This window comes from Mesorhizobium loti (assembly GCF_013170705.1).
Classification (GTDB): domain Bacteria; phylum Pseudomonadota; class Alphaproteobacteria; order Rhizobiales; family Rhizobiaceae; genus Mesorhizobium; species Mesorhizobium loti_D.
The window spans coordinates 3,865,207-3,886,872 of the sequence record NZ_CP033334.1; the positions used below are offsets into that span (position 1 = coordinate 3,865,207).

Sequence of the window (21,666 nt, forward strand, 5' to 3'; positions counted from 1 at the left end):
CGCCGCAGCCCTCATCGATCGGATCCGTGGCGCCGACGAGGGGAAATTTAATGGCCGACTATCTTGCAGACGTGAAGAAGTACGACGCGGGCGCCAGCGCCGAAATTGTCGAAAAGATCGTCAAGCATCTGGGCATTGCGCTCAGGAACCGCGATTCCTCGCTGGTGTCCTGCACGGACCCGAAGGAGCTTGAACGCGTCAAGGAGAGCTGGGTCGCCAAGAAGCTCGGCATCAGCGACGGCGCGAAAGCCGACGCCTCGATCGAGAAGACCTGCAAGGCCATGCACGCCGACAACACCAAGAGCCGGGTGACTTTCTACTATCTGGTGGCCAAGGATCTGGGCAAGCTCGGCTCGCTGTGACGCTCGCGCATCAGTTTGCGAAGGCTGGTACACCGCAGAATAGCCGCTCCAGCCTTGTTTTCACTTTATCGCGCGTCAGCGCTGCCCCTCATCTGGCTGCCGCCATCTTCTCCCCGTGAACGGGGAGAAGGACGCTGTTGTCGCCATTTTTGCCAATCGCCAACGTTGCAGAAATGGCGCGGCGAAGCGGCCCAGCTTCTTTCTCCCCGTCACTATACGGGGAGAAATGCCCGGCAGCGCAATGAGGGGCGGCGCAAACGTTTGGAAGAGTGGTTCGCAATCGCTACTTACGCCGTTTTGCTGTGTTCGGCCGCCGGTCTGGCCGCTATAATGCCCAAACACTCGAATCGAGCCGGAACCGATGCGCCAGTATCTCGACCTCTTGCAGCATGTGCTGGAAAACGGTGCCGATCGCGGCGACCGCACCGGCACCGGCACACGCTCCGTCTTCGGCTACCAGATGCGTTTCGATCTGGCGCGCGGCTTTCCCGTCACCACGACAAAGAAGCTGCATCTGAAGTCGATCATCCATGAACTGTTGTGGTTCCTGGCCGGCGACACCAACATCAAGTACCTGACCGACCACGGCGTCACGATCTGGGACGAATGGGCCGACGAGAACGGCGACCTTGGCCCCGTCTATGGCAAGCAATGGCGTTCCTGGCCGGATGGCCATGGCGGCTCGATCGACCAGATCGCGGGCCTTCTCAAGGAGATACGCCGCAATCCTCAATCGCGGCGATTGATTGTCTCTGCATGGAACCCCGCCGAGGTGGAAGCCATGGCACTGCCGCCATGCCACTGCCTGTTCCAGTTCTATGTCTCCGAGGGCCGGCTTTCCTGCCAGCTCTACCAGCGCTCCGCCGACATCTTCCTCGGCGTGCCGTTCAACATCGCGTCCTACGCGCTGCTGACGCTGATGGTGGCGCAGGTGACCGGGCTGAAGCCGGGCGACTTTGTCCACACGCTGGGTGACGCGCATCTCTACTCGAACCATTTCGAACAGGCGCGCGAACAATTGCGGCGCACGCCGAGGGCGCTGCCGACCATGTGGATCAACCCCGAGGTGAAGGACCTGTTCGCCTTCCGTTTCGAGGATTTCCGGCTGGAAAACTATGTCGCCGACGCCTCGATCAAGGCGCCCATCGCGGTCTGAAGTGTGCTGATATTCAGGGATCGAAGATTTCGATGCGGCAGACCGTGCCGTCGTCACTGCCCTGTCGCGGCGTGACCACGCGCGAGGCCCAGAGGGTGCGGACGACGCCGATGAACACCAGGCCGGCGTCGGTCGCCGGCGGTGCCTCGATCGCGACCTCGCTCGGCCGGATCCCGTTTTCCCGAACCGTCTCTGGCCGCAAGCGGTTCAGTCGATGCCGACCATCACATCCGAGGCCTTGACCACGGCATAGGCCTGCTTGCCCTTTTCGAGCTTGAGGTCGGCAACGGCTTCATTGGTGATCGAGGCGGTGACGATGGCGCCGCCGCCAATGTCGATCCTGACATGCGAGGTGGTGGCTCCCTTGACGATCTCGGTGATCGTCCCCTTGAGGACGTTGCGGGCGCTGACCTTCATCGGGCTCTCCTTTGCTTTCATGCATGTCGTTCGCTCAAAACCGAGGTCGCTTTTGGGCGACATGCATCAGGTTTCCTGCTCGTCCTACCAGAACAATCGACGCCGCACAGGCGTTTTCGCGAGGTGCCGGGCCTTCCCTTGTTATATTCATGCGGATATATCGGATGGCAGGCCGTGAGCCGCACGGATTTCAAACCAGGGAGAGTTTTCGATGACGCGCAAAGGTTTCGGGTTGAGGGCGATCGCCATTGGCGGTTTTGCGGCGACGCTGATGGCGGCGATGCCGGCCGCCCATGCGGAAGACAAGGTCGTGGTGTTCGCGGCGGCCAGCCTCAAGGATGCGCTCGATGCGGTGAACAAGGCCTGCGAGGCTGATGTCGGCGAGGCCGCGACCGTCTCCTATGCCGCGAGTTCGGCACTGGCCAAGCAGATCGAGGGCGGGGCACCGGCCGACGTCTTCATCTCGGCCGATCTCGACTGGATGAAATATCTCTCCGACAAGAAGCTGACCAAGCCGGACACCGAGGTGAAGCTGCTCGGCAACGAGATCGTGCTGGTGGCGCCGAAGGATTCGACGGTCGATGCCAGGATCGAGAAGGGTTTTGACCTCGCCGAGCTGGTCGGCGACGGCAAGCTCGCCATGGGCGATTTCAAGGCGGTGCCGGCCGGCAAATATGGCAAGGCGGCACTGGAATCGCTCGGCGTCTGGTCCTCGGTCGAAGGCAAGGTGGCGCAGGCCGAGAATGTGCGCGCGGCACTCAAGCTGGTTTCAACGGGCGAGGCCGCTCTCGGCATCGTCTACGCCACAGACGCGCACGCGGAAAAGGGCGTCAAGGTGGTCGGCACATTCCCGGAGGATTCGCATCCGCCGATCATCTATCCGGTTGCCCAGACCGCCGATTCAAAGGACAAGGATACGCCGGCTTTCCTGAAATGCCTGCAGTCCGCCAAGGCCGGCGCGCTTTTCAAGGAACAGGGCTTCACCGTGCTCACGCCGAGCAACTGAGACGGGTCTGACATCGCAATATGAACTGGCTGCTGGACCTCACTCCCGACGAATGGAATGCGGTCCGGCTGTCCGTCAAGGTGGCGACTGTGGCGATGCTCGCCAGCCTGCCGCCCGGCATATTGATCGCGCTGCTGCTTGCCCGAGGACAATTCTGGGGCAAGACGCTGCTCAACGGCGTTGTTCACCTGCCGTTGATCCTGCCGCCCGTGGTGACCGGCTATCTCCTGCTTTTGACTTTCGGCAAGCGCGGCCCGGCCGGTGCCTTCCTGGCCGAGCATTTCGGCATTGTCTTCTCTTTTCGCTGGACCGGTGCGGCACTTGCCTGCGGCGTCATGGGCTTTCCGCTGATGGTGCGGGCGATCCGGCTGTCGATCGAGGCGGTGGACCGCAAGATGGAGGCGGCGGCGGGCACGCTTGGCGCCAATCCCTTGTGGGTGTTTGGCACCATCACGCTACCACTGATCCTGCCAGGGCTGATCGCCGGTTCCATCCTGGCCTTCGCCAAGGCGATGGGGGAATTCGGCGCGACCATCACCTTCGTCTCCAACATCCCTGGCGAGACGCAGACGTTGCCGTCCGCGATCTACACTTTCACGCAGGTGCCGGGCGGCGATGAGGGCGCATTGCGGCTGACATTGATCTCGATCGTCATCTCGATGGCGGCACTGGTCGCCTCGGAGGTGCTGGCGCGGCGCGTCGGGCGGCGGATGGACATCGAATGAGCGTCATCGTCGACATCAGCCACCGGCTGGGCGATTTCGCCATCGAGGCCCGTTTCGAGAGCTCAGGGCGGCTCACAGCGCTGTTCGGCCCATCCGGTTCGGGCAAGACCACGCTCATCAACATGATCGCCGGGCTGATCCGGCCCGACAAGGGCCGCATCGAGGTCGACGGCCGCGTGCTGGTCGACACAGGTGCCGGCATTTTCGTGCCGAAGCACAAACGCCGCATCGGCATGGTGTTTCAAGATGCGCGCCTGTTCCCGCACATGAGCGTGGCCGGCAATCTGCGTTACGGCCGCTGGTTCACGCCGGCAAAGGAGCGCTATGCCGACATGGATGGCGTCGTCGACCTGCTCGGCATCGGCCCGCTGCTCGGGCGGCGCCCGGTAAAGCTGTCGGGCGGCGAGAAGCAGCGTGTTGCGATCGGCCGGGCGCTGCTGGCCAGCCCCCGATTACTGCTGATGGACGAGCCGCTGGCCTCGCTCGACGAGGCGCGCAAGGCCGAGATCCTGCCCTATATCGAGCGGCTGCGCGACGAGACGAAAATCCCGATCGTCTATGTCAGCCATTCGGTCGCCGAGGTGGCGCGGCTGGCCAGCGACGTGGTGATGCTGGCGCAAGGCAAGGTCGTCGCCAGTGGCCCGACCGAGGCCGTCATGCAAAGGCTCGACCTGTTGCCGGCTGAAGAGCGCGGCGAGGGTGGCGCCGTGCTGGACACGAAGGTGCTGCGTCACGACGAGGTGTTCGGCATGACCGTGCTCGGCTCGGCCGCCGGTGAAATCCGCGTGCCGCGCCTTGCGACGATGACAGGGGCTCGCGTGCGTGTCCGCATTCGTGCCCGCGATGTGATGATCGCGACCGAGAAACCGACAGGCCTCAGCGCGCTCAACATCCTGCCCGGCACGATTGTGGCGATCAGTCCGGGCGAGGGACCGACGGTCGAAGTCGGCATCGATTGCCATGGCGCGACCGTGCTGGCCCGCATCACCGAACAGTCGCGGCAGGCGCTGAAACTGCGGCTTGGCGGCAAGGTTTTCGCGGTGGTCAAGACAGTGAGCTTCGACCAGGCGAATACGGGGGCAGGCCTGCCCGCCGAGGCGGATGGATGAGTGCGCTATGTCTTTTTGGAATAGCGGTATCGGCGAAGACCTTCTACTATGGGGACCGGGCGTGAGCGAGGAGGAGCAAAAATGCCATCGCTGAGCTTGCGGATAAATCTCGATCCTGACGGGCGGATCGGTCCGGGCAAGATCGAGCTTCTGGAGCATATCGCCACCTTCGGCTCGATCTCGGCCGCCGCGCGCGGCATGGAGATGTCCTACAAGCACGCCTGGGACCTGGTCGAGGACATGAACCGGGTGTTCGGCAAGCCGCTGGTTGCGGCGCAGACCGGCGGCCGCAAGGGCGGCGGCGCGCAGCTGACGGCCATCGGCCTGGCGGTGGTCAGCCGGTTCCGCGCCATCGAGCGCGCGGCGACCGCCGCGGCGGCGGCTCACATGGATGCACTGCAGGCGGAGATCGACGCGGGGTGAGAGAATAGTCAGTAGTCAGTAGTCAGTAGTCAGTAGTCAGTAGTCAGTAGGGAATGATGCCGGCTTCCCTACTCCCTACTCCCTACTCCCTACTCCTGCTTGCGCAGCAGATAAGTGTCCATGATCCAGCCCTTTTTCCGGCGGGCCTCCTCGCGGACCTTTTCAATTTCGGCACCGACATCGCCCAGGCGGCCCGAGACAAGAATCTCGTCCGGCGTGCCGAGATAGGCGCCCCAGTGAATGATGAGATCATGGTCGGCCAGCGTGTTGAAGGCGCATTTGCCGTCCAGCATGACGACTGTGCTGCCGGCATTTTCCGCAAGGCCTTCCTCGGTCAGCCGTCGCCCGGTGGTGACCAGAATGGAATCGCCGATGCGGTTCAGCGCTGTTTTATGACTGGCGGCAAGTGCCTGGATGGCGGTGATGCCGGGGATGACCTCCAGCTCGAAGGCGACATTCTCTCTCAGGCGCACCCGCCCGAGAATACGCAACGCGCTGTCGTAGAGCGAGGGATCGCCCCAGATCAGGAACGCGCCGCATCCGTCCTCGGCAATCTCGTCGCGGATCAGGGCTTCGTAGAGGACGGCGATGGTTTCGTGCCAGTCGTCGACGGTCGAACGGTAGGAGGATGTCGGTTCAGCGCGCACCGGCACGTCGAACTCGACCCGGCGTGATTTCGGGTTGGTGACGAAGCGGTCGCAGATCTCGCGCCGCAGGTCGGCGAGGTCGTTCTTTTTCGCGCCCTTGTCGGGGATGAACAGCACGTCGGCGCGGTTCAGGCCTGATATGGCCTGCACGGTCATGTGGTCGGGATTGCCGGCGCCGATGCCGATGACGAGAAGCTTGCGCATGGGCGAACTCCTGCCCGATCGCAACCCGCGTGTCCAGACCGCCACTGCGTGTCCATGCGAGCGGAAGGGCTTTGAAACGCCGCATTGAAACGGCTAGGGTCATCAGGCATTCTTGCCGAGGGGGCTTCGATGTTGCGATGTGTTCTGACTGCGGCGCTGGCGCTTTCCGCCGCGCCTGCCTTGGCCAACGATTCTGTTGCCGAACTCGGCACAGGCGGCCTGATCCTGTCGCGCAGCGACGCGGTCGCGATGCAAAGCGAGGACCTCTTCATCTCGCCCGAAAAGGTGACGGTCGACTACGTCTTCCACAACAACACCGATAGGGATGTCGATTCGATCGTCGCCTTCCCGATGCCGGACATTTCGGGCGATCCCGAAGAGATGCCGGCAATCCCTGAAAACCAGAGCGACAATTTCCTCGGCTTCGAGGTGACGATCGACGGTGTCGCGGCAAAGCCGCAACTCGAGCAGAAGGTGTTCGCGCTCGGCATCGACATCAGCGCCGACCTGAAGGCGCAGAATGTGCCGTTCAACCCGTTCGGCGACGCGGCCAAGGCGGCACTGGCGAAGTTGCCGAAGGCGGTGGCCGACGACTGGGTCGATCGCGGCATCATCATCGAGGATCCGGAAGGCGACAGCGACCCAGGCACCAACCCGTCCTACGCACCTTTCTGGCAATTGCGCTCGACCTATTGGTGGCGCTCGACCTTTCCGGCCAACAAGGACGTCCGTGTCTCGCACCGCTACAAGCCCAGCGTCGGCGGCACGTCATCGGTCAGCTTCTTCAGTGACGGCCATTTCCAGGGCGCATACGCCGCCTACAAGACCCGCTACTGCATGGACGACACGTTCGAGAACGCGGTGCGCAAGGCGGCGAAGGACAGTCCGGACGGTTACCCGAAATACTACGAAAGCCGCATCGCCTATATCCTGACCACGGGCGGCAACTGGGCGGCGGGCACCATCGGCAAGTTCAAGCTGACCATCGACAAGGGCAATGCGAAAGCCCTGGTCTCGTTCTGCGGCGACAACGTAAAAAAGGTCGGGCCGACGACCTTCCAGATGACGGCGGACGATTTCTACCCGGAGCACGACATTGACATCCTGCTGCTCGAACCGTCGAACAGCAATGGCGGGGACGCGAACTGATGCATGTCGCCATCTATGTCGCCATTGCCGAGAACGGCGTGATCGGGCGGGACGGCGGGTTGCCCTGGCGGCTCTCCACCGATCTCAAGCGTTTCAAGGCCGACACGATGGGTAAGCCCATCATCATGGGCCGCAAGACCTATGAAGGCATTGGCCGTCCGCTGCCGGGCAGGCTGAACATCGTGGTCACGCGCGACAAGACCTGGCGGGCCGAGGGCATCGAGGTGGCGCACACGCTGGAAGCCGCCATTCAGCTGGCAACCGTGCGCGGACGCTGCATGGCCGGCGTGGACGAGGTCTGCGTCATCGGCGGTGGCGAGATCTATGCCCAGGCGCTGCCGCTGGCCGACCGGCTGCACGTCACCCATGTGCTGGCCACCGTCGATGGCGATGCGCATTTTCCGCCGATCGACCCCGAGATATGGCGCATGGTCAGTGCGCAGGAGGTTCCGGCTGGAGAAAAGGACAGCCACGCAACGCGCTATTCGGTTTACGAGCGCCGCCGCCAGATACTTTGATAGACAAAACGTGCATTGAGGGACGACAAAGGGTCGCTACCGGGCCAAAAGGGATGATGTCGGCGGCGCATCGCGTTGAAAGCGCGCCGTGGCGTCCCTATAGAAGAACAACACCGGATTTGCGCCGTAACTCCGGCGCTTGAGGGAATTCCAAGCGAAAGGACATTCATGCCCTGGAACGACAAGAGTGGCGGAGGCGGCGGCCCGTGGGGCGGCGGCGGTAACAATCAGGGACCCTGGGGGCAGGGGCCAAAGGGGCCAAGCGGCCCGCAGGGCTCGCCGCCCGACCTCGAAGACATCATTCGCCGCGGCCAGGACCGGCTGCGGCGCGCTCTGCCCGGTGGCGGCGGTGCCAGTCCGGCCGTTTTCGGACTGATCGCCGCGGTGCTGGTGGTGCTGTGGGCTTTCCAGGCGGTCTACACAGTGCAGCCGGACGAGGTCGCGGTCGAACTGCGTTTCGGCAAGCCGAAGGCCGAGCTTTCCCAGCCGGGGCTGCATTTCCATTGGTGGCCGCTTGAGACCGTCGAGACGGCCAAGATTTCCGAGCAACTCGTCGACATCGGCGGCGGCAACACCAGCGGCAACGGCCTGATGCTGTCGGGCGACCAGAACATCGTCAACGTGCAGTTTTCGGTGGCCTATCAGGTCTCCGATCCCCGCGCCTATCTGTTCGACGTCTCCGATCCGGACGGCATGCTGCGGCAGGTCGCCGAAAGCGCCATGCGCGAAGCCGTCGGCCGCAGGCCGGCGCAGGATATCTTCCGTGACGACCGCCAGGGCATAGCGGCCTCGGTGCGCGAGATCATCCAGACCACGCTCGACGGCTACAAGGCCGGCCTGCAGGTGAACGCCATCTCGATCGAGGACGCGGCGCCGCCACGCGAAGTGGCCGATGCCTTCGACGAAGTGCAGCGCGCCGAGCAGGACGAGGACAAGTTCGTCGAGCAGGCCAACCAGTATTCCAACCAGAAGCTCGGCCAGGCACGCGGCGAGGCCGCACAGGTCCGCGAAGACGCGGCCGCCTACAAGAACCGGGTGGTGCAGGAAGCCGAAGGTGAGGCGCAGCGCTTCATCTCGGTCTACGACGAATACGCCAAGGCGCCCGATGTCACGCGCAAGCGCCTCTATCTGGAAACCATGGAGAAGGTTCTGAAGGACTCGAGCAAGGTCATCGTCGAACAGGGCAACGGGCAAGGGGTCGTCCCCTACCTGCCGCTGCCGGCATTGCAGCAGAAAGCGCCGGCCCCGGCCGCGCTTGGCGCGAACACGGGAGGTAACCAGTGATGGGCAACCGTCTCCCCGTTTTCGTCGTCATCGCGGCGGTCATCCTGTTCCTCATCTATTCCTCGGTTTTCGTGGTCAATGCGCGCCAGCAGGCGCTGGTGCTGCGCTTCGGCGAGATCGTCGACGTCAAGACCGAGCCCGGCATCTACTTCAAGGCGCCGTTCTCGTTCTTCGACGCCGACACGGTGCAGCTGATCGAGAACCGGGTGCTGCGCTTCGACCTCGACAACATCCGCGTCCAGGTTTCGGGCGGTAAGTTCTATGAGGTGGACGCTTTCATCGCCTATCGCATTTCGGATCCGCGCGTGTTCCGTGCCGCGGTGTCCGGCCAGATTGAACTGGCCGAGGCGCGGCTCAGGACCCGTCTCGACGCTGCCTTGCGCCGCGTCTACGGTCTGCGCGATTTCGAGGCCGCTCTCTCGGAAGAGCGTGCGGTGATGATGCGCGAAGTGCGCGATCAGCTCCGGCCCGACGCCACCTCGCTCGGCCTGCAGATCGAGGACGTCCGCATCCGCCGCACCGACCTGACCGCCGAGGTCTCGCAACAGACCTTCGACCGCATGAAGGCCGAGCGCCTGGCCGAGGCCGAAAGGCTGAGGGCACGCGGCAACGAAGCGGCGCAGCGCATCCGCGCCCGCGCCGACCGCGAAGTTGTCGAGATCATCGCCGAGGCGCAGAAGGAATCGGAAATCCTGCGCGGCGAGGGCGAGGCCCAGCGCAGCGCCACCTTCGCGCAAGCCTATCAGCGCGACCCGGCCTTCTTCGATTTCTACCGGTCGATGAACGCCTATGGCACGGCGCTGGACAGCACCGGGACGACCATGGTGCTGTCGCCGAGCTCGGAGTTCTTCCGCTACTTCCGCGATCCCGACGGCAAGGAAGGGCCGGCGAAACAGACGCCGCCGGCACCGGCCGCACCGGCGACGGCACCCGCCGCGCCGACGACACAACCCAGCACCGGCCAGCAATAGCCGGTGCAGGACTTCTTCGCGGCGATAGGCCTGGTCCTTGTCATAGAGGGCCTGGTCTATGGCGGCTTTCCCGGCTTCGCGCGGAAGCTCGCGGGCGAGGTGCTGTCGATGCCGGAGAACGCATTGCGGATCGCGGGGCTGGTCGCCATCGCCATCGGGGTCGGCATCGTCTGGCTGGTGCGGGGCGGATGAGAACCACCGGTTTTCATCTTCGGCAAAACGGAGGATTTATCCTCCGCCGCTGGTCGCAGCCGCAAACGTGCCGTATTTTTTGCCAACATGGCGCAACGCGGTGTTTTTGCCGTTGCGCTTTCTCTTTCAGAAATACCGGGAGGCTTCTCGATGACATCAACACTCCTTTTGCGCGCAGCACGGCGGACATTCATAGCCGGCACGGCGGCACTTCTTGTCGGCACCGTCGCCTTCCCGTCCTTCGTGACGCCGACCTTCGCGGCCGACGGACCTGCTTCGGTGGCAGACCTCGCGGAAGGCCTGCTCGGCGCGGTGGTCAACATCTCGACCTCGCAGACGGTGAAGGGCACGGAAGGACCGGGCGCCGTGCCGATGCCGCAGCTTCCGGAAGGGTCGCCCTTCCAGGACTTCTTCGACGATTTCTTCAAGAACCGCGGCGGCGACAAGGATAATGGCGCGCAGAAGGTGCAGTCGCTGGGATCCGGTTTCGTCATCGACGCCGAGCAAGGCATCGTCGTCACCAACAACCACGTGATTGCGGACGCCGACGACATCGAGGTCAATTTCTCCGATGGCGTGACGCTGAAGGCAAAGCTGGTCGGCACCGACACCAAGACCGACGTCGCGGTGCTCAAGGTCGATCCGAAAGGCCACAAGCTCACCGCGGTGAAGTTCGGCGATTCCACCAAGATGCGCGTCGGCGACTGGGTGATGGCGATCGGCAATCCGTTCGGCCTCGGCGGCACGGTCACGGTCGGCATCGTCTCGGCGCGCAACCGCGATATCAATTCCGGCCCCTATGACGATTTCATCCAGACCGATGCGGCAATCAACCGTGGCAATTCCGGCGGACCGCTGTTCAACAGCGCCGGCGAGGTCATCGGCATCAACACCGCGATCATTTCGCCCTCTGGCGGCTCGATCGGCATCGGCTTCTCCATCCCCTCGCAGCTCGCCTCGGGCGTCGTCGACCAGTTGCGCCAGTTTGGCGAGACGCGGCGCGGCTGGCTCGGCGTGCGCATCCAGCCGGTGACGGACGACATCGCCGAGAGCCTCGGCATGACGACCGCCAAGGGGGCGCTGGTGGCCGGCGTCATCAAGGGCGGACCTGTCGACAACGGCACCATCCAGGCCGGCGACGTCATCATCAAGTTCGACGGCAAGGACATCCATGAAATGCGCGACCTGCCGCGCGTCGTTGCGGAAAGCCCTGTCGGCAAGGCAGTCGACGTGCTGATCGTGCGCAAGGGCGTCGAACAGACGGTGAAGGTGACGCTCGGCCGGCTCGAGGATGGCGAGAAGCTCGCCAGCGGCGAGAACGGCAATACCGACCAGGACAAGGGCGACAAGGCTCCAGCCGTTTCGACCGCCTCGGTGCTCGGCATGACGGTGGGCGAGCTCAATGACGAGACGCGCAAGAAATTCAGCATCGCCGCCGATGTCTCCGGCGTCGTCATCACGGACGTGGCCAAGGACTCGGCCGCCGCGGAACGTGGCATCCAGCCGGGCGAGGTGATCACCGAGATTGCGCAGGAATCGGTCGCCACGCCCAAAGATGTCATGGACAGGATCGGCGCGCTGAAAGAGCAGGGGCGCAAGAACGCGCTTCTGATGCTGGCGTCGAAGACCGGCGAGTTGCGCTTCGTGACGATCCGGATGGATTGAGTTTTCAATCCACCGATCTATCAAAAAGGCGGCTAACGAGCCGCCTTTTTTCTTGCCTGCCAACCGTCGCGAGAGAGCCGATAGAGCACATGCCGCTTGAGCGCGGGATGGCTGTCGGGAATGCCGGGATGATCGAAGTCAGCCGATGGATCGGCCGTCATGCCGAGGCGTTTCATGACGGCGGTCGAACGGTGGTTTTCCGCGACGGCGAAGGAGACGATTTCGTCGAGACCAAGCGTCTCGAAACCGTAGGCAAGCCATGCCTCGGCGGCCTCGGTGACATAGCCCTTGCCCCAGAATTCCGGAGCCAGCCGCCAGCCGATTTCGATCGTGCCGGCCGGCAGGACGTCCATGTCCTCGGTTCCTGATAGCCCGACAAAGCCGATGCAGTCGCCCGTGGCGGCAATCTCGGCCGCGGCGAAGCCATAGCCATCCTCATCGATCCATGCGCGGACCTCGTCCATCTTGGCGTCGGCGGCGGCGCGGTCGCGACGGAACGGGAAGAATTCCATGACGCGCTCGTCGGAATTGATGCGATGGAAGAGCTCGCGGTCGCGCTCTTCCCAGTTGCGCAGGACCAGCCGCTCGGTACGCATTGGTTTCATTGCGCAAATTCTTCCTGGCGATAGCCCTGCAAATAGAGCAAGGCCGTCAGGTCGCCATGGTCGATGCGCACCTTTGCTTGCGCCGCCACCGTTGGCTTGGCATGAAGCGCCACGCCGGTGCCGGCGAGGCGGATCATGTCGAGATCGTTGGCGCCGTCACCGACGGCGATGGCGTCGGCGGGTGTCAGTCCAAGGCGCGCCGAAATTTCGAGCAGCGCGTCGGCCTTGGCGGCGCGACCCAGGATCGGCTCGCCGACCAGGCCGGTGAAGTGTCCATCCTGTTCGAGCAGGCGGTTGGCGCGGTTTTCCTGAAAGCCGAGCATCGCCGCGATGCGTGTGGTGAAGACCTCGAAGCCGCCCGAGACCAGCGCTGTCCAGGCGCCGTTGGCGCGCATGGTCTGGACCAGTTCGCGGCCGCCCGAGGCCAATGTCAGCCGGTTGGCGACGATGCGGTCGACGACGGCGGCATCGAGCCCCTTCAACAGCGCGACGCGTTCGCGCAGAGCCGGTTCGAAGGCGATCTCGCCGTTCATCGACCGCGCGGTAATAGTGGCAACGCGATCCTTGACACCGATCTCGTCGGCCAGTTCGTCGATGCATTCCTGGTCGATCATGGTCGAATCCATGTCGGCGATGAGGATTTTCTTGCGACGCGTGTCCGCCTGCTGGACGGTCACGTCGACCGGTTCAGCGGCCAATGCGGCGCGCAAGGCGTCGGTGATCCCGGCGATGTCAGCCCCTTGCGGCAAGGCAAGATCGCAGGCAATGCCTTCGGCCAGCCAGACGACGGTGCTTGCGCCCACCGTCCGCGAGGCCATATTCGCAAGCGACCCCGACAGAGCGCGGTCAGCGGGACGGGAAACAAGCGTGGCAATGAGCGGCATCGAGAATTCCGGCGCGGATGCGGGCGAAGGCCGCGTGAAGAATGCGATCCTGATAGCCGGGCCGACCGCCAGCGGCAAGTCGGCGCTGGCGCTCGATCTGGCCGAACGCACAGGCGGCGTCATCGTCAACACCGATTCCATGCAAGGCTATTCGGTTCTCGACGTGCTGACCGCCAGGCCGCAACCGGCCGACCTCACGCGGGTGCCGCATTTTCTCTACGGCCATGTCCATCCCGGTACCGCCTATTCGACCGGCGCGTGGCTACGCGACGTGATGAAACTCATCGACGACGGAGCGCTGTCGCGGCGGCCGGTCTTCGTCGGTGGCACGGGCCTCTATTTTCGCGCGCTGGCCGAAGGCATTTCGGAAATGCCCGATATTCCGCCGCGCATCCGCGACCGCTGGCGCTACGAGCTGAAAGAGCAAGGCGCGGTCAAGCTGCACGGGCTGCTGCTGCGCGAGGATTCGAGAGCCGCCATCCAGCTGAAGCCAACCGACAGCCAGCGCATCGTGCGTGCGCTCGAAGTGCTCGACGCCTCCGGCCGATCGATCCTGGAATGGCAGGCAGAGCGCGGCCGGCCGCTCATCGACAGGCAGACGGCCCGTTTCCTGGTCATCGAGCCGGATCGGGCCGCGCTGGTCGATCGCATCGAAAGGCGCTTCGACCAGATGCTGGACAAGGGCGCGCTGGAGGAGGTCAGGCAACTTGCAGCCCTTCGCCTCGATCCGGACCTGCCGGCGATGAAGGCGATCGGCGTTCGCGAACTGCAAGCGGCGATGGCCGGCCTATCCAGCTTTCCCGAAGCGATCGAGCGCGCCAAGATCGCTACCCGGCAATATGCCAAGCGGCAAGCGACCTGGTTTCGGCACCAACTGGGGCCGGAATGGCAAAGATTGCGCCGGGATGACGATCTCGAAACCACGATCCAAACACTTGTTGCTAATACAACTTAAAAAGTTGACCTTGAGGGAAGGGTTCCCGTCGAGGTTGTCGGAGTTAACGCTCCGTAAGGCGGTCCGTGCCATAAGGTCGACGGGCACTTTTCCATTGGGGAGCAGATGCGTTTCCATAAGGCGGAATCCGCTTTTTTCGTCTTTATTTTCGTGATCCTGGCCGCTGGTCTGGTGACGCTGCACGCCTATGGACTCATGCAATCCTTCGCCACGGAACTCCATACCCAGTCGGGCCTGGACAAGGTCATCTACCTCAACAAGCTGTTGTTCGCGACCGGCGTTCTGCTCGCCACAGCGCTGTTTTTCGGCATCTTCTTCATCTACCCGCTGATCCGCAAACAGGCGACGGAAGAAGGTAAGCTGCGCGCCATGACGGTTTCGCTCAGCGCCCGCTCCGAAACGCTCGAGCACGCCGCCCTGACGGATGGCCTGACCGGCATGCAGAACAGGCGCTATTTCGACGATGCGCTGAAGGAATATCTTGAGGAGTTCCGGCGCATCGAGAAGCCGGTCGGGTTGATGATCCTCGATCTCGACCATTTCAAGCAGGTCAACGACACGCACGGCCATGATGTCGGCGACGAGGTGCTGAAGGCCGTCGCCAGCTGCCTGAAGGACATGACACGCTTCCACGATGTGGTGGCTCGATTGGGCGGTGAGGAGTTTGCCGTGGTCACGCCCAATATGGAGGCGGAACTGCTGGGCAAATTCGCCGAGCGCATCCGCAAGGCCATCGCCAACATGTCGATCCTCTCGGGCAATGTCAGGCTCAAGATCACCACCAGCGTCGGGCTCGCGGTCTGGGACCGGAAGGAAACGGCGGAGGAGTTCTACCGCCGCGCCGACCGCCAGCTCTATGAGGCGAAGAGGCAGGGCCGCAACCGCGTCTGCGCCTAAAATCCCGCCACCAAATTCGTGATGCTGGCCGCTTGATGCCGACTTCTGCGCTTCCGGTGCTCACGGACCAAAAGTCCGCTTCGCTCCGGTTCTCGAAGTCGACACCAACCGACTCAGCCTGACGAATTTCCTGACGGATTTATCCAAGCTGGCGAACGAAGCCAGGTACTTGGATCCCTTGAGGTAAATTCTCAGAAGTATCGGCAGATGGACGTAGCGCCCAGACCTAATCGTTCTGGGGGCGCAGGCCGAAGGTGGCGGGCTTCAGGCCGTAGCGCATGTCGAAATCGTCGTCCGACGGCACGCGGGCGGTCGCCGGCTTTCGATAGTCGGGGTCGCCGGCCTGGCGGCCGGAATCGACCACCTCGGCGAAGGCCATGGCCTGCGGCGTCGGTTTGGGCACGTTGCGCAGCCGCTCGACGATCGCCACCAGATCGACATCGTCGCCGGTCTTCGGCGCCTCGGCTTCTTCGCGTTTGGCCGTACCGGGCAGCAGGTGGGCGGGCAGCTTTTCAAACTTCAGCCGCATGGTCGTCGCCACGCCTTCGCCGAAGGCAATGGCCTCGCGCTGGCCCATGGACGACAGGAAGGCAAGCGTGGAGGCGGAAGAGTCGGCGATGGCCGAGCGGATGATCGCCTGGTCCTGCTCGTTGGCGAGCCGCATAGCGAAGAAGGTCGAGCATTGCGACAGGATGGTCGGGTCGAGCTCGCCCGGACGCTGGGTGACGACGCCGAGATAGCAGCCATATTTGCGGCCTTCCTTGGCGATGCGTGACAGGGCGTGCCGGGTCGGCGCGAAGCCGAGACGCGGATCGGCCGGCATGTAACGATGCGCTTCCTCGCACAGAAACAGGAGCTGCAGCTTGCCCTCGCTCCACAGAGCGAGATCGAAGGCCAGGCGCGCCAGCACCGAGCACACGGAATTGACCACTTCGGAGGGCATGCCGGCCATCTCGAAGCAGGTCACCGGGCGGCCGTGATGCGGCACGCGGAAGATGTTGCCGATCGTCTCGTGGATGGTGTCCTCGATCAGGCGCGAGCTGAACATGAAGCGGTAGCGCGGATCGGCGGCAGCCGATTCGATGCGCGTCTTCAGCGACTTCAGGATCGGACGGTCGTTCTTGCTTTCGAGCATCCCCATGCGCTCGTCGATCTGCTTGAGCAGGTCTGCGATCCGGTAAGGCACCGGCGTATCGGCTGTCAGCGCATCGTTGCCGCGCCTGAGATAGGCGCCTGAATTCGGGTTGCGGTAGAGGTTCTTGGCGAGCGGAATAAGGTCGCGCAGAGCGTCGATCTCCTCCGGGACCGTCTCACGGCCACGGAACAGCACTTCGGCGAATTCCTCGAGCTTGAACATCCAGAACGGCAGGTCGAGAGTCTTGGAATCGACCTTGACGCAATATTCGGGCAAAGAGCCGGCGAACTCATTGTGCGGGTCGAGGATCAGGATGCGCAGGTCGGGCCGCGCCGCGATCGATTTGCGCAGCAGCAGCGAGACAGCGGTGGACTTGCCGACGCCCGTGGTGCCGACAATGGCGAAATGGCGCGCCAGCGTGTCGTCGATCGCGATGTTGGCGGCGATCCCTTCGTCCTGGGACAGCGAGCCGATGGTGATGGAATGGCGGCCGGCCAGATCGTAGACCGCCTGGAGATCACGGCTGCGGATCCGGTGCGCGACGGCGCCGATATGCGGATAGGTGGTAATGCCGCGGTCGAATATCGGCTTGGCGCCCGGCTCGGCGGGGTCCCGCACTTCGCCGATCAGCTCGATGCTGACCTCGATGGCGTTCTGGCCCTCACTGCTCCAGGCACGGTCCGACTTGCCTATGGCATAGACCAGGCCGACGGTTCGCGTCGTGCCCAGATTGATCGAGATCATCTTGCCGACCGTCCACAGGCCGGTGACCGCACCGTCGACATCGTCGGCATAAGCGCTGATGGTGGCGCGCGCGCCGTCGCATTGCACGACGTTGCCCAGGATGCGCCGGTCGTTCTGCTCTGCGTTGCGGCGCTCCTGCGATGTCGGTTCTCCGACGGAAGCTTCGCGTTCGACATACATGGACAGGCCAATCCCCATTTCCCTGGAGATCGGATCCTACCGAAGCGGGGTTAAGGTCGGATGAGGCTGGATGGTGTAGAGAGGATTAAGCGCCTGTTGAAAATTGTCATGAGAGGGCGCTTTTCCATCGTCGGAATTTCGTTATAATGGACGAATGGATGATATAGCGAACGATATTTCCACGACCATCGGTAGACGAATTCACACTGAAAGGACCATGCGGGACTGGTCGCTGGCCGAACTCGCCGAGCGGTCCGGTGTCTCCAAGGCGATGCTGAGCACGATCGAACGCGGCATGACCAGCCCGACGGCGGCCCTTCTGGTGCGTATTGCGGCGGCCTTCGGCATGACGCTGTCGACCCTCATCGCCCGGGCGGAATTGCAAGGCGGCGGGCTGTTGCGCGAGGCCGACCAGCCGGTGTGGCGCGATCCGGACACAGGCTATGTCAGGCGGCATTTGTCGCCGGCCTGCGACATGCCGCTCGAACTGATCAAGGTGCATCTGCCAGCAGGCGCCAGGGTCAGCCTGCCGGCGGCCTCCTACGCCTTCATCAAGCAGCAGATCTGGCTGATTTCCGGACAGCTCGAATTCACCGAAGGCGATGTGATGCACAGGCTGGAGCCCGGCGACTGCCTGGCGCTTGGGGCGCCGTCGGACTGCATCTTCCATGCCCTGGAGGCGGGCGCCGACTATCTTGTCGCGCTGGTCAGGGGCTGACACGATGGCAAGACGACCAAAGCGCTCCCACAACGGAGGGCCGCCTCTTGACGACTACAAGGGGCCGCCATGGGGCAAGGGTGATCCCTTTATCTTCCTGGCCTGGCAGGCCGCGCATGCCAAGGCATGGAAGGCGCCAAGCCACGAAATCATGCTGATGCGCATGGACAAGGCCGAGCGGCTGGGCCTGACCTATGAGGAATACACACTCGAGATCCTCGAGCGCGGACGGCATCTCAAGGAAGAAGACACCGAGCGCATCAGCACCATCAAGGCGGCGCGCAAGCGGCGGCGCGTGCGCCATCTCGACTGATGCCGGCGCGCTATCGACCCCATTCATCGTTTCCAGAGGACGGCCATGAATTCCATCGAAATCGGAGCGCTGAGTGCCGGTGCGGAAACACTGGCAAAGCTGGCTGACCTGCTGGTCGAGACAGTTGCCGGCGGTGGCTCTGTCAGCTTCATGCATCCGCTGGTGCCGGAAGCGGCAAGCGCATTCTGGGAGAGGTCGCTGGCGGCGGCGGCAAAAGGCGAAAGGGTGGTGCTTGGCGCATGGGACGGCAAGGTTCTGGCCGGCACCGTCACCTTGCTGCTCGACTGCCCACCCAATCAGCCGCACCGGGCCGAAATCGCCAAGCTGATGACATCAGTCGAATACCGGGGCAGGGGTATCGGAACGCGCCTGATGCGGGCCGCGGAGCGTCTCGCCGTGGAGAATGGACGCACGCTGCTGGTTCTGGATACGGCGACGGAAGAGGGCGCGTCAGGCCTCTACGAAAAACTCGGTTTCACCCTGGCTGGGGAAATTCCGGACTATGCGCTGAAGCCGCATGGCGGGCTGACTGGCACGCTGATCTACTGGAAGCGGATCGGCGCCGGGTCGTGATGGCTCACGCCGTCACGCAGAGGCTTCCCTGGACAGGTAGCTCAGCAGCCACTGGCGGAAATCCTGTTCGGCACTGGTCAGGCGCGCGGTCGAGGCCCTGGTCAGGAAATGGCCTGAGGTGCTGGAGAGCTCGAAATCGGAAAGCGGCACCAGGCTTCTGCTCTTGAGCGCTGCGTCGACAAGCGGCCGCGACCCCAGAAGCACGCCGGCTCCAGAACTCGCCGCTTCCATGGCGGCGACAAAGCTGTCGAAGCGATGCGACCGTTGGGGGTGGCCGGCCAGTCCGGCCGCCGCGAACCATTCCGACCACATTTCGCGCGCGCCCGCGACCAGAAGCAGCGGCAGGGATGTCCAGTCGGCGGCACCGGCCAGGGCCGGATTTGCCACCGGCACAAGGCGTTCGGCGGTCAGCCTTTCGGCCTCGCGCCCGGGAAAGGATCCGTTGCCGAAACGGATGTCGAGCGCGGAGCCCGGCAAATCGTAGTCGGTCGGCCGGTGGATCGTCACCAAATCGAGCTGGATACGCGGCAGCGCTTCGGCGAGATCGGGCAGCGCTGGAACCAGTATCAGCAGGGCGAAGGAGATCGGCACCCGGATCGAGACGGTCTGGACGGCGCGCGGCTCGAACAGTTCCGTCGTGCTGCTGGAGATGGTGGCGAAGGCCGACTGGATGTGGGGCAGGTAGGCGGCGCCCTCGGGCGACAGGGCGACACCACGCGCAAGCCTTGAAAACAGCCGCGTCTTCAATCGTTCCTCGAGCAGCCGGATATGCTGGCTGACGGCGGCCTGGGTCAGGCCGAGTTCGGCCGCTGCCGCCGTGAAATTCGACAGTCGCGCCGCAGCCTCGAAACTGCGCAGCCAGTCGAGCGGGGGCACAGCGGGAATGGGCTTTTGAGGCATTAGAAATTTATGGTCTTTGGCCAAAAAATGATAATTTGAGTTATGCCTTTCCTTTCGTCAACAATGCAATCGAAACCTCACGGATCGGGCCGTGGGGCGCAACGGACAGGAACGGCATTCCCATGCTCACCCACGCGCTGGTTGGCGACGAAGGCAGGACAATCGAACTCGGCTGGCAAGACGGGAGGCGCGCGCGCTTTCACGCCATGTGGCTGCGTGACAATGCGCTTGACGACAAGACGCGCAGCGCCGGCAACGGCCAGCGCCTGATCACGATTCTCGACATTCCGGCCGAGACGAGGATTGGCGCGGCCACCATAAAGGCCGGTGCGCTGGAGGTCAGCTTCGTGCCGGAAGGAAAAACGGTCAGCTTTCCAGCGCAATGGCTGAGCGCAAACGCCTACGACCGCGACGAGCCCCGCGAGCCCGGCTGGACAGGCGATATCATCCAGCGCTGGACCAAGGCGACGATGCAGAATTCGGTACCGCGCGCCAGATACGCGGCGGCCCTTCACGGCCGCAGCGTCCTGCGCGAATGGCTTTCGGCGGTGAGGACCTACGGCTTTGCGGTAATGGACGGTCTGCCGGCCGAATCCGGCGCGCTGTGCAAGGTCTCCGACCTGTTCGGTTACATCAGGGAGACCAATTACGGCCGCTGGTTCGAAGTGCGGGCGGAAGTCAACCCGAACAATCTCGCCTATACCAATCTCGGGCTTCAGGCACACACCGACAATCCCTACCGCGACCCGGTGCCGACGCTGCAGATCCTCTCCTGCATCGAGAATACGGTGGAGGGCGGCGAGTCGAGCGTGGTCGACGGTTTTGCCGTCGCGGCCGCGCTGCAGGCTGAAAACCCCGAAGGCTTCCGGCTGTTGAGTTCCTGTCCGGCACGCTTCGAATATGCAGGCTCCTCGGGTGTGCGGCTGCAGGCGAAGCGGCCGATGATCGAACTCGGGCCGGATGGCGAACTCATCTGCATCCGCTTCAACAACCGCTCGCTGGCGCCTGTCGTCGACGTGCCGTTCGCCGACATGGATGCCTATTATGGCGCCTATCGCCGGTTCGCCCAGCTGATCGAGGATCCCTCTTTCGAAGTGACGTTCAAACTGGAAGCTGGGCAGGCCTTCATCGTCGACAACACGCGCGTCATGCATGCCCGCAAGGCGTTTTCGGGCACCGGAAAGCGCTGGCTGCAAGGCTGCTACGCCGACAAGGACGGCCTGTTGTCGACGCTTGCCGCGATCGAGCACAGCTTCAAGGAGGCCGCGGAATGAGCGGCCGGGATCTGAACGCCGACAACATCGTCGAGTTCATCGCCGACATCTTTGAGCGCCGGGGCGCCGAATCCTATCTTGGCGAGCCGGTGACGATGTCCGAGCACATGCTGCAGGGGGCATGGCTGGCGGAACAGGACGGCGCGCCCGACGCGCTGGTGGCAGCCGCGCTGCTGCACGACATCGGCCATTACACCAGCGAATTCGGCACCTATTCGCCCGACGATGTCGAGGACAAGCATCATGACGAGGCCGGAGGCGAGGTGCTGGCGCCGTTCTTCCCGCCTGTCATCGTCGAGTGCGTGAGGCTGCACGTCGCGGCCAAGCGCTATCTCTGCGCCACCGACCCGACCTATTTCTCCAAGCTGTCGCCGGCTTCGGTGCATACATTGTCGCTGCAGGGCGGACCGATGAGCGCCGACGAGGTGGCCGACTTCCGCAAGAACCCGTTCCATGAGGAAGCGGTGCGGGTCCGCATCTGGGACGAGGGCGGCAAGATCGCGAACATGAAGACGCGGGCGTTTCGCGACTATGTGCCGTTGCTGCAGCGCGTCGTGCGCGATTTCGCCAATCGCGCCTGACCGCGGTCCATCACCGGGAAGGACAGCCCATGTGTTTCTGCTTCAATGGCGCAAACGCGCTGGCTGCATTCCGGCCGGA

General features: G+C 63.7%; 26 protein-coding genes. 19 read left to right on the top strand and 7 right to left on the bottom strand.

Features of this window, described 5'->3' with window-relative positions; genetic code table 11:
- Positions 1-50 precede the first annotated feature (50 nt).
- Together EB815_RS18775 and EB815_RS18780 are read left to right on the top strand one after the other, a co-directional pair.
- Complete coding sequence (locus tag EB815_RS18775) at positions 51-362, top strand: DUF2853 family protein (RefSeq protein WP_056573114.1); 312 nt, start codon at positions 51-53, stop codon at positions 360-362.
- Between the two features lie 361 nt (positions 363-723).
- Positions 724-1,518 carry a thymidylate synthase gene (locus tag EB815_RS18780; RefSeq protein WP_056573111.1) on the top strand — a complete coding sequence of 265 codons (795 nt, stop codon included), beginning with the start codon at positions 724-726 and terminating at the stop codon, positions 1,516-1,518.
- A gap of 13 nt (positions 1,519-1,531) precedes the next feature.
- Here EB815_RS18780 and EB815_RS18785 read toward each other — a convergent pair whose 3' ends face one another.
- Both EB815_RS18785 and EB815_RS18790 read right to left on the bottom strand, forming a co-directional pair.
- Positions 1,532-1,720, bottom strand: a complete 189-nt coding sequence (locus EB815_RS18785) for a hypothetical protein (RefSeq protein ID WP_056573108.1) — start codon at positions 1,718-1,720, stop codon at positions 1,532-1,534.
- Between the two features lie 5 nt (positions 1,721-1,725).
- The gene (locus EB815_RS18790; RefSeq protein ID WP_056573106.1) at positions 1,726-1,935 is read right to left on the bottom strand and encodes a TOBE domain-containing protein; all 210 of its coding nucleotides are present in this window, start codon (positions 1,933-1,935) and stop codon (positions 1,726-1,728) included.
- 211 nt (positions 1,936-2,146) lie between these two features.
- Here EB815_RS18790 and modA point away from each other — a divergent pair, with 211 nt between their 5' ends.
- The 4 genes from modA to EB815_RS18810 all read left to right on the top strand — a co-directional run bounded on the left by modA (position 2,147) and on the right by EB815_RS18810 (position 5,198).
- On the top strand, positions 2,147-2,941 hold the full coding sequence (gene modA, locus EB815_RS18795) for a molybdate ABC transporter substrate-binding protein (RefSeq protein ID WP_056573103.1): 795 nt from the start codon (positions 2,147-2,149) through the stop codon (positions 2,939-2,941).
- A gap of 20 nt (positions 2,942-2,961) precedes the next feature.
- Positions 2,962-3,666: a molybdate ABC transporter permease subunit gene (modB, locus tag EB815_RS18800; RefSeq protein WP_056573100.1), complete on the top strand. Its 705-nt coding sequence runs from the start codon at positions 2,962-2,964 to the stop codon at positions 3,664-3,666.
- Entirely contained in the window at positions 3,663-4,775 is a 1,113-nt protein-coding gene (gene modC / locus EB815_RS18805; RefSeq protein WP_056573097.1) for a molybdenum ABC transporter ATP-binding protein, read from the top strand. The genes modB and modC overlap by 4 nt, the downstream gene beginning before the upstream one ends.
- A gap of 81 nt (positions 4,776-4,856) precedes the next feature.
- Positions 4,857-5,198, top strand: coding sequence for a winged helix-turn-helix domain-containing protein (locus EB815_RS18810; RefSeq protein ID WP_056573094.1), 342 nt, complete (start codon positions 4,857-4,859; stop codon positions 5,196-5,198).
- Positions 5,199-5,287: 89 nt separating this feature from the next.
- Here EB815_RS18810 and cobF read toward each other — a convergent pair whose 3' ends face one another.
- A complete protein-coding gene (gene cobF, locus EB815_RS18815; protein ID WP_056573090.1) occupies positions 5,288-6,049 on the bottom strand; it encodes a precorrin-6A synthase (deacetylating) in 762 nt (253 codons plus the stop codon).
- 129 nt (positions 6,050-6,178) lie between these two features.
- Here cobF and EB815_RS18820 point away from each other — a divergent pair, with 129 nt between their 5' ends.
- The 6 genes from EB815_RS18820 to EB815_RS18845 all read left to right on the top strand — a co-directional run bounded on the left by EB815_RS18820 (position 6,179) and on the right by EB815_RS18845 (position 11,828).
- Positions 6,179-7,198 carry a DUF4424 domain-containing protein gene (locus EB815_RS18820; RefSeq protein ID WP_056573087.1) on the top strand — a complete coding sequence of 340 codons (1,020 nt, stop codon included), beginning with the start codon at positions 6,179-6,181 and terminating at the stop codon, positions 7,196-7,198.
- Entirely contained in the window at positions 7,198-7,716 is a 519-nt protein-coding gene (locus EB815_RS18825) for a dihydrofolate reductase (RefSeq protein ID WP_056573083.1), read from the top strand. The genes EB815_RS18820 and EB815_RS18825 overlap by 1 nt, the downstream gene beginning before the upstream one ends.
- A gap of 168 nt (positions 7,717-7,884) precedes the next feature.
- Complete coding sequence (gene hflK, locus EB815_RS18830) at positions 7,885-9,000, top strand: FtsH protease activity modulator HflK (protein ID WP_056573080.1); 1,116 nt, start codon at positions 7,885-7,887, stop codon at positions 8,998-9,000.
- Complete coding sequence (hflC, locus tag EB815_RS18835) at positions 9,000-9,971, top strand: protease modulator HflC (protein WP_056573077.1); 972 nt, start codon at positions 9,000-9,002, stop codon at positions 9,969-9,971. Before hflK ends, hflC begins: the two co-directional genes overlap by 1 nt.
- Positions 9,972-9,974: 3 nt before the next feature.
- Positions 9,975-10,163, top strand: a complete 189-nt coding sequence (locus EB815_RS18840) for a DUF2065 domain-containing protein (protein ID WP_056573074.1) — start codon at positions 9,975-9,977, stop codon at positions 10,161-10,163.
- Positions 10,164-10,313: 150 nt separating this feature from the next.
- Positions 10,314-11,828 carry a DegQ family serine endoprotease gene (locus EB815_RS18845; protein ID WP_056573072.1) on the top strand — a complete coding sequence of 505 codons (1,515 nt, stop codon included), beginning with the start codon at positions 10,314-10,316 and terminating at the stop codon, positions 11,826-11,828.
- Between the two features lie 32 nt (positions 11,829-11,860).
- Here the strand turns inward: EB815_RS18845 and EB815_RS18850 are convergent, their stop codons facing one another.
- Together EB815_RS18850 and serB are read right to left on the bottom strand one after the other, a co-directional pair.
- Positions 11,861-12,433 carry a GNAT family N-acetyltransferase gene (locus EB815_RS18850; protein ID WP_056573069.1) on the bottom strand — a complete coding sequence of 191 codons (573 nt, stop codon included), beginning with the start codon at positions 12,431-12,433 and terminating at the stop codon, positions 11,861-11,863.
- Entirely contained in the window at positions 12,430-13,317 is an 888-nt protein-coding gene (gene serB / locus EB815_RS18855) for a phosphoserine phosphatase SerB (protein WP_081295090.1), read from the bottom strand. The genes EB815_RS18850 and serB overlap by 4 nt, the downstream gene beginning before the upstream one ends.
- Here serB and miaA point away from each other — a divergent pair.
- Positions 13,307-14,272 carry a tRNA (adenosine(37)-N6)-dimethylallyltransferase MiaA gene (miaA, locus tag EB815_RS18860; RefSeq protein ID WP_056573064.1) on the top strand — a complete coding sequence of 322 codons (966 nt, stop codon included), beginning with the start codon at positions 13,307-13,309 and terminating at the stop codon, positions 14,270-14,272. The genes serB and miaA overlap by 11 nt on opposite strands.
- 105 nt (positions 14,273-14,377) lie before the next feature.
- The gene (locus EB815_RS18865; RefSeq protein ID WP_056573060.1) at positions 14,378-15,169 is read left to right on the top strand and encodes a GGDEF domain-containing protein; all 792 of its coding nucleotides are present in this window, start codon (positions 14,378-14,380) and stop codon (positions 15,167-15,169) included.
- 226 nt (positions 15,170-15,395) lie between these two features.
- Here the strand turns inward: EB815_RS18865 and EB815_RS18870 are convergent, their stop codons facing one another.
- Positions 15,396-17,228 (bottom strand): ATP-binding protein, encoded by a 1,833-nt coding sequence (locus EB815_RS18870; RefSeq protein WP_056573058.1) that lies wholly within the window; start codon positions 17,226-17,228, stop codon positions 15,396-15,398.
- A 154-nt stretch (positions 17,229-17,382) separates the two neighbouring features.
- Between EB815_RS18870 and EB815_RS18875 the strand changes: the two genes are divergently transcribed.
- The 3 genes from EB815_RS18875 to EB815_RS18885 are packed head-to-tail and all read left to right on the top strand — an operon-like array spanning position 17,383 to position 18,832.
- Complete coding sequence (locus EB815_RS18875) at positions 17,383-17,946, top strand: XRE family transcriptional regulator (protein ID WP_056573056.1); 564 nt, start codon at positions 17,383-17,385, stop codon at positions 17,944-17,946.
- 4 nt (positions 17,947-17,950) lie between these two features.
- Entirely contained in the window at positions 17,951-18,259 is a 309-nt protein-coding gene (locus EB815_RS18880) for a hypothetical protein (RefSeq protein ID WP_056573054.1), read from the top strand.
- Positions 18,260-18,304: 45 nt separating this feature from the next.
- Entirely contained in the window at positions 18,305-18,832 is a 528-nt protein-coding gene (locus EB815_RS18885; protein WP_056573051.1) for a GNAT family N-acetyltransferase, read from the top strand.
- 12 nt (positions 18,833-18,844) lie between these two features.
- Here EB815_RS18885 and EB815_RS18890 read toward each other — a convergent pair whose 3' ends face one another.
- Positions 18,845-19,732, bottom strand: a complete 888-nt coding sequence (locus tag EB815_RS18890) for a LysR family transcriptional regulator (RefSeq protein WP_056573048.1) — start codon at positions 19,730-19,732, stop codon at positions 18,845-18,847.
- A gap of 122 nt (positions 19,733-19,854) precedes the next feature.
- On the opposite strand from EB815_RS18890, the gene tmpA reads away from it, so the two are divergent.
- Both tmpA and tmpB read left to right on the top strand, forming a co-directional pair.
- Entirely contained in the window at positions 19,855-21,006 is a 1,152-nt protein-coding gene (gene tmpA / locus EB815_RS18895; protein WP_056573513.1) for a 2-trimethylaminoethylphosphonate dioxygenase, read from the top strand.
- Complete coding sequence (gene tmpB, locus EB815_RS18900) at positions 21,003-21,587, top strand: (R)-1-hydroxy-2-trimethylaminoethylphosphonate oxygenase (RefSeq protein ID WP_056573046.1); 585 nt, start codon at positions 21,003-21,005, stop codon at positions 21,585-21,587. Before tmpA ends, tmpB begins: the two co-directional genes overlap by 4 nt.
- The last annotated feature ends 79 nt before the right edge of the window (positions 21,588-21,666 follow it).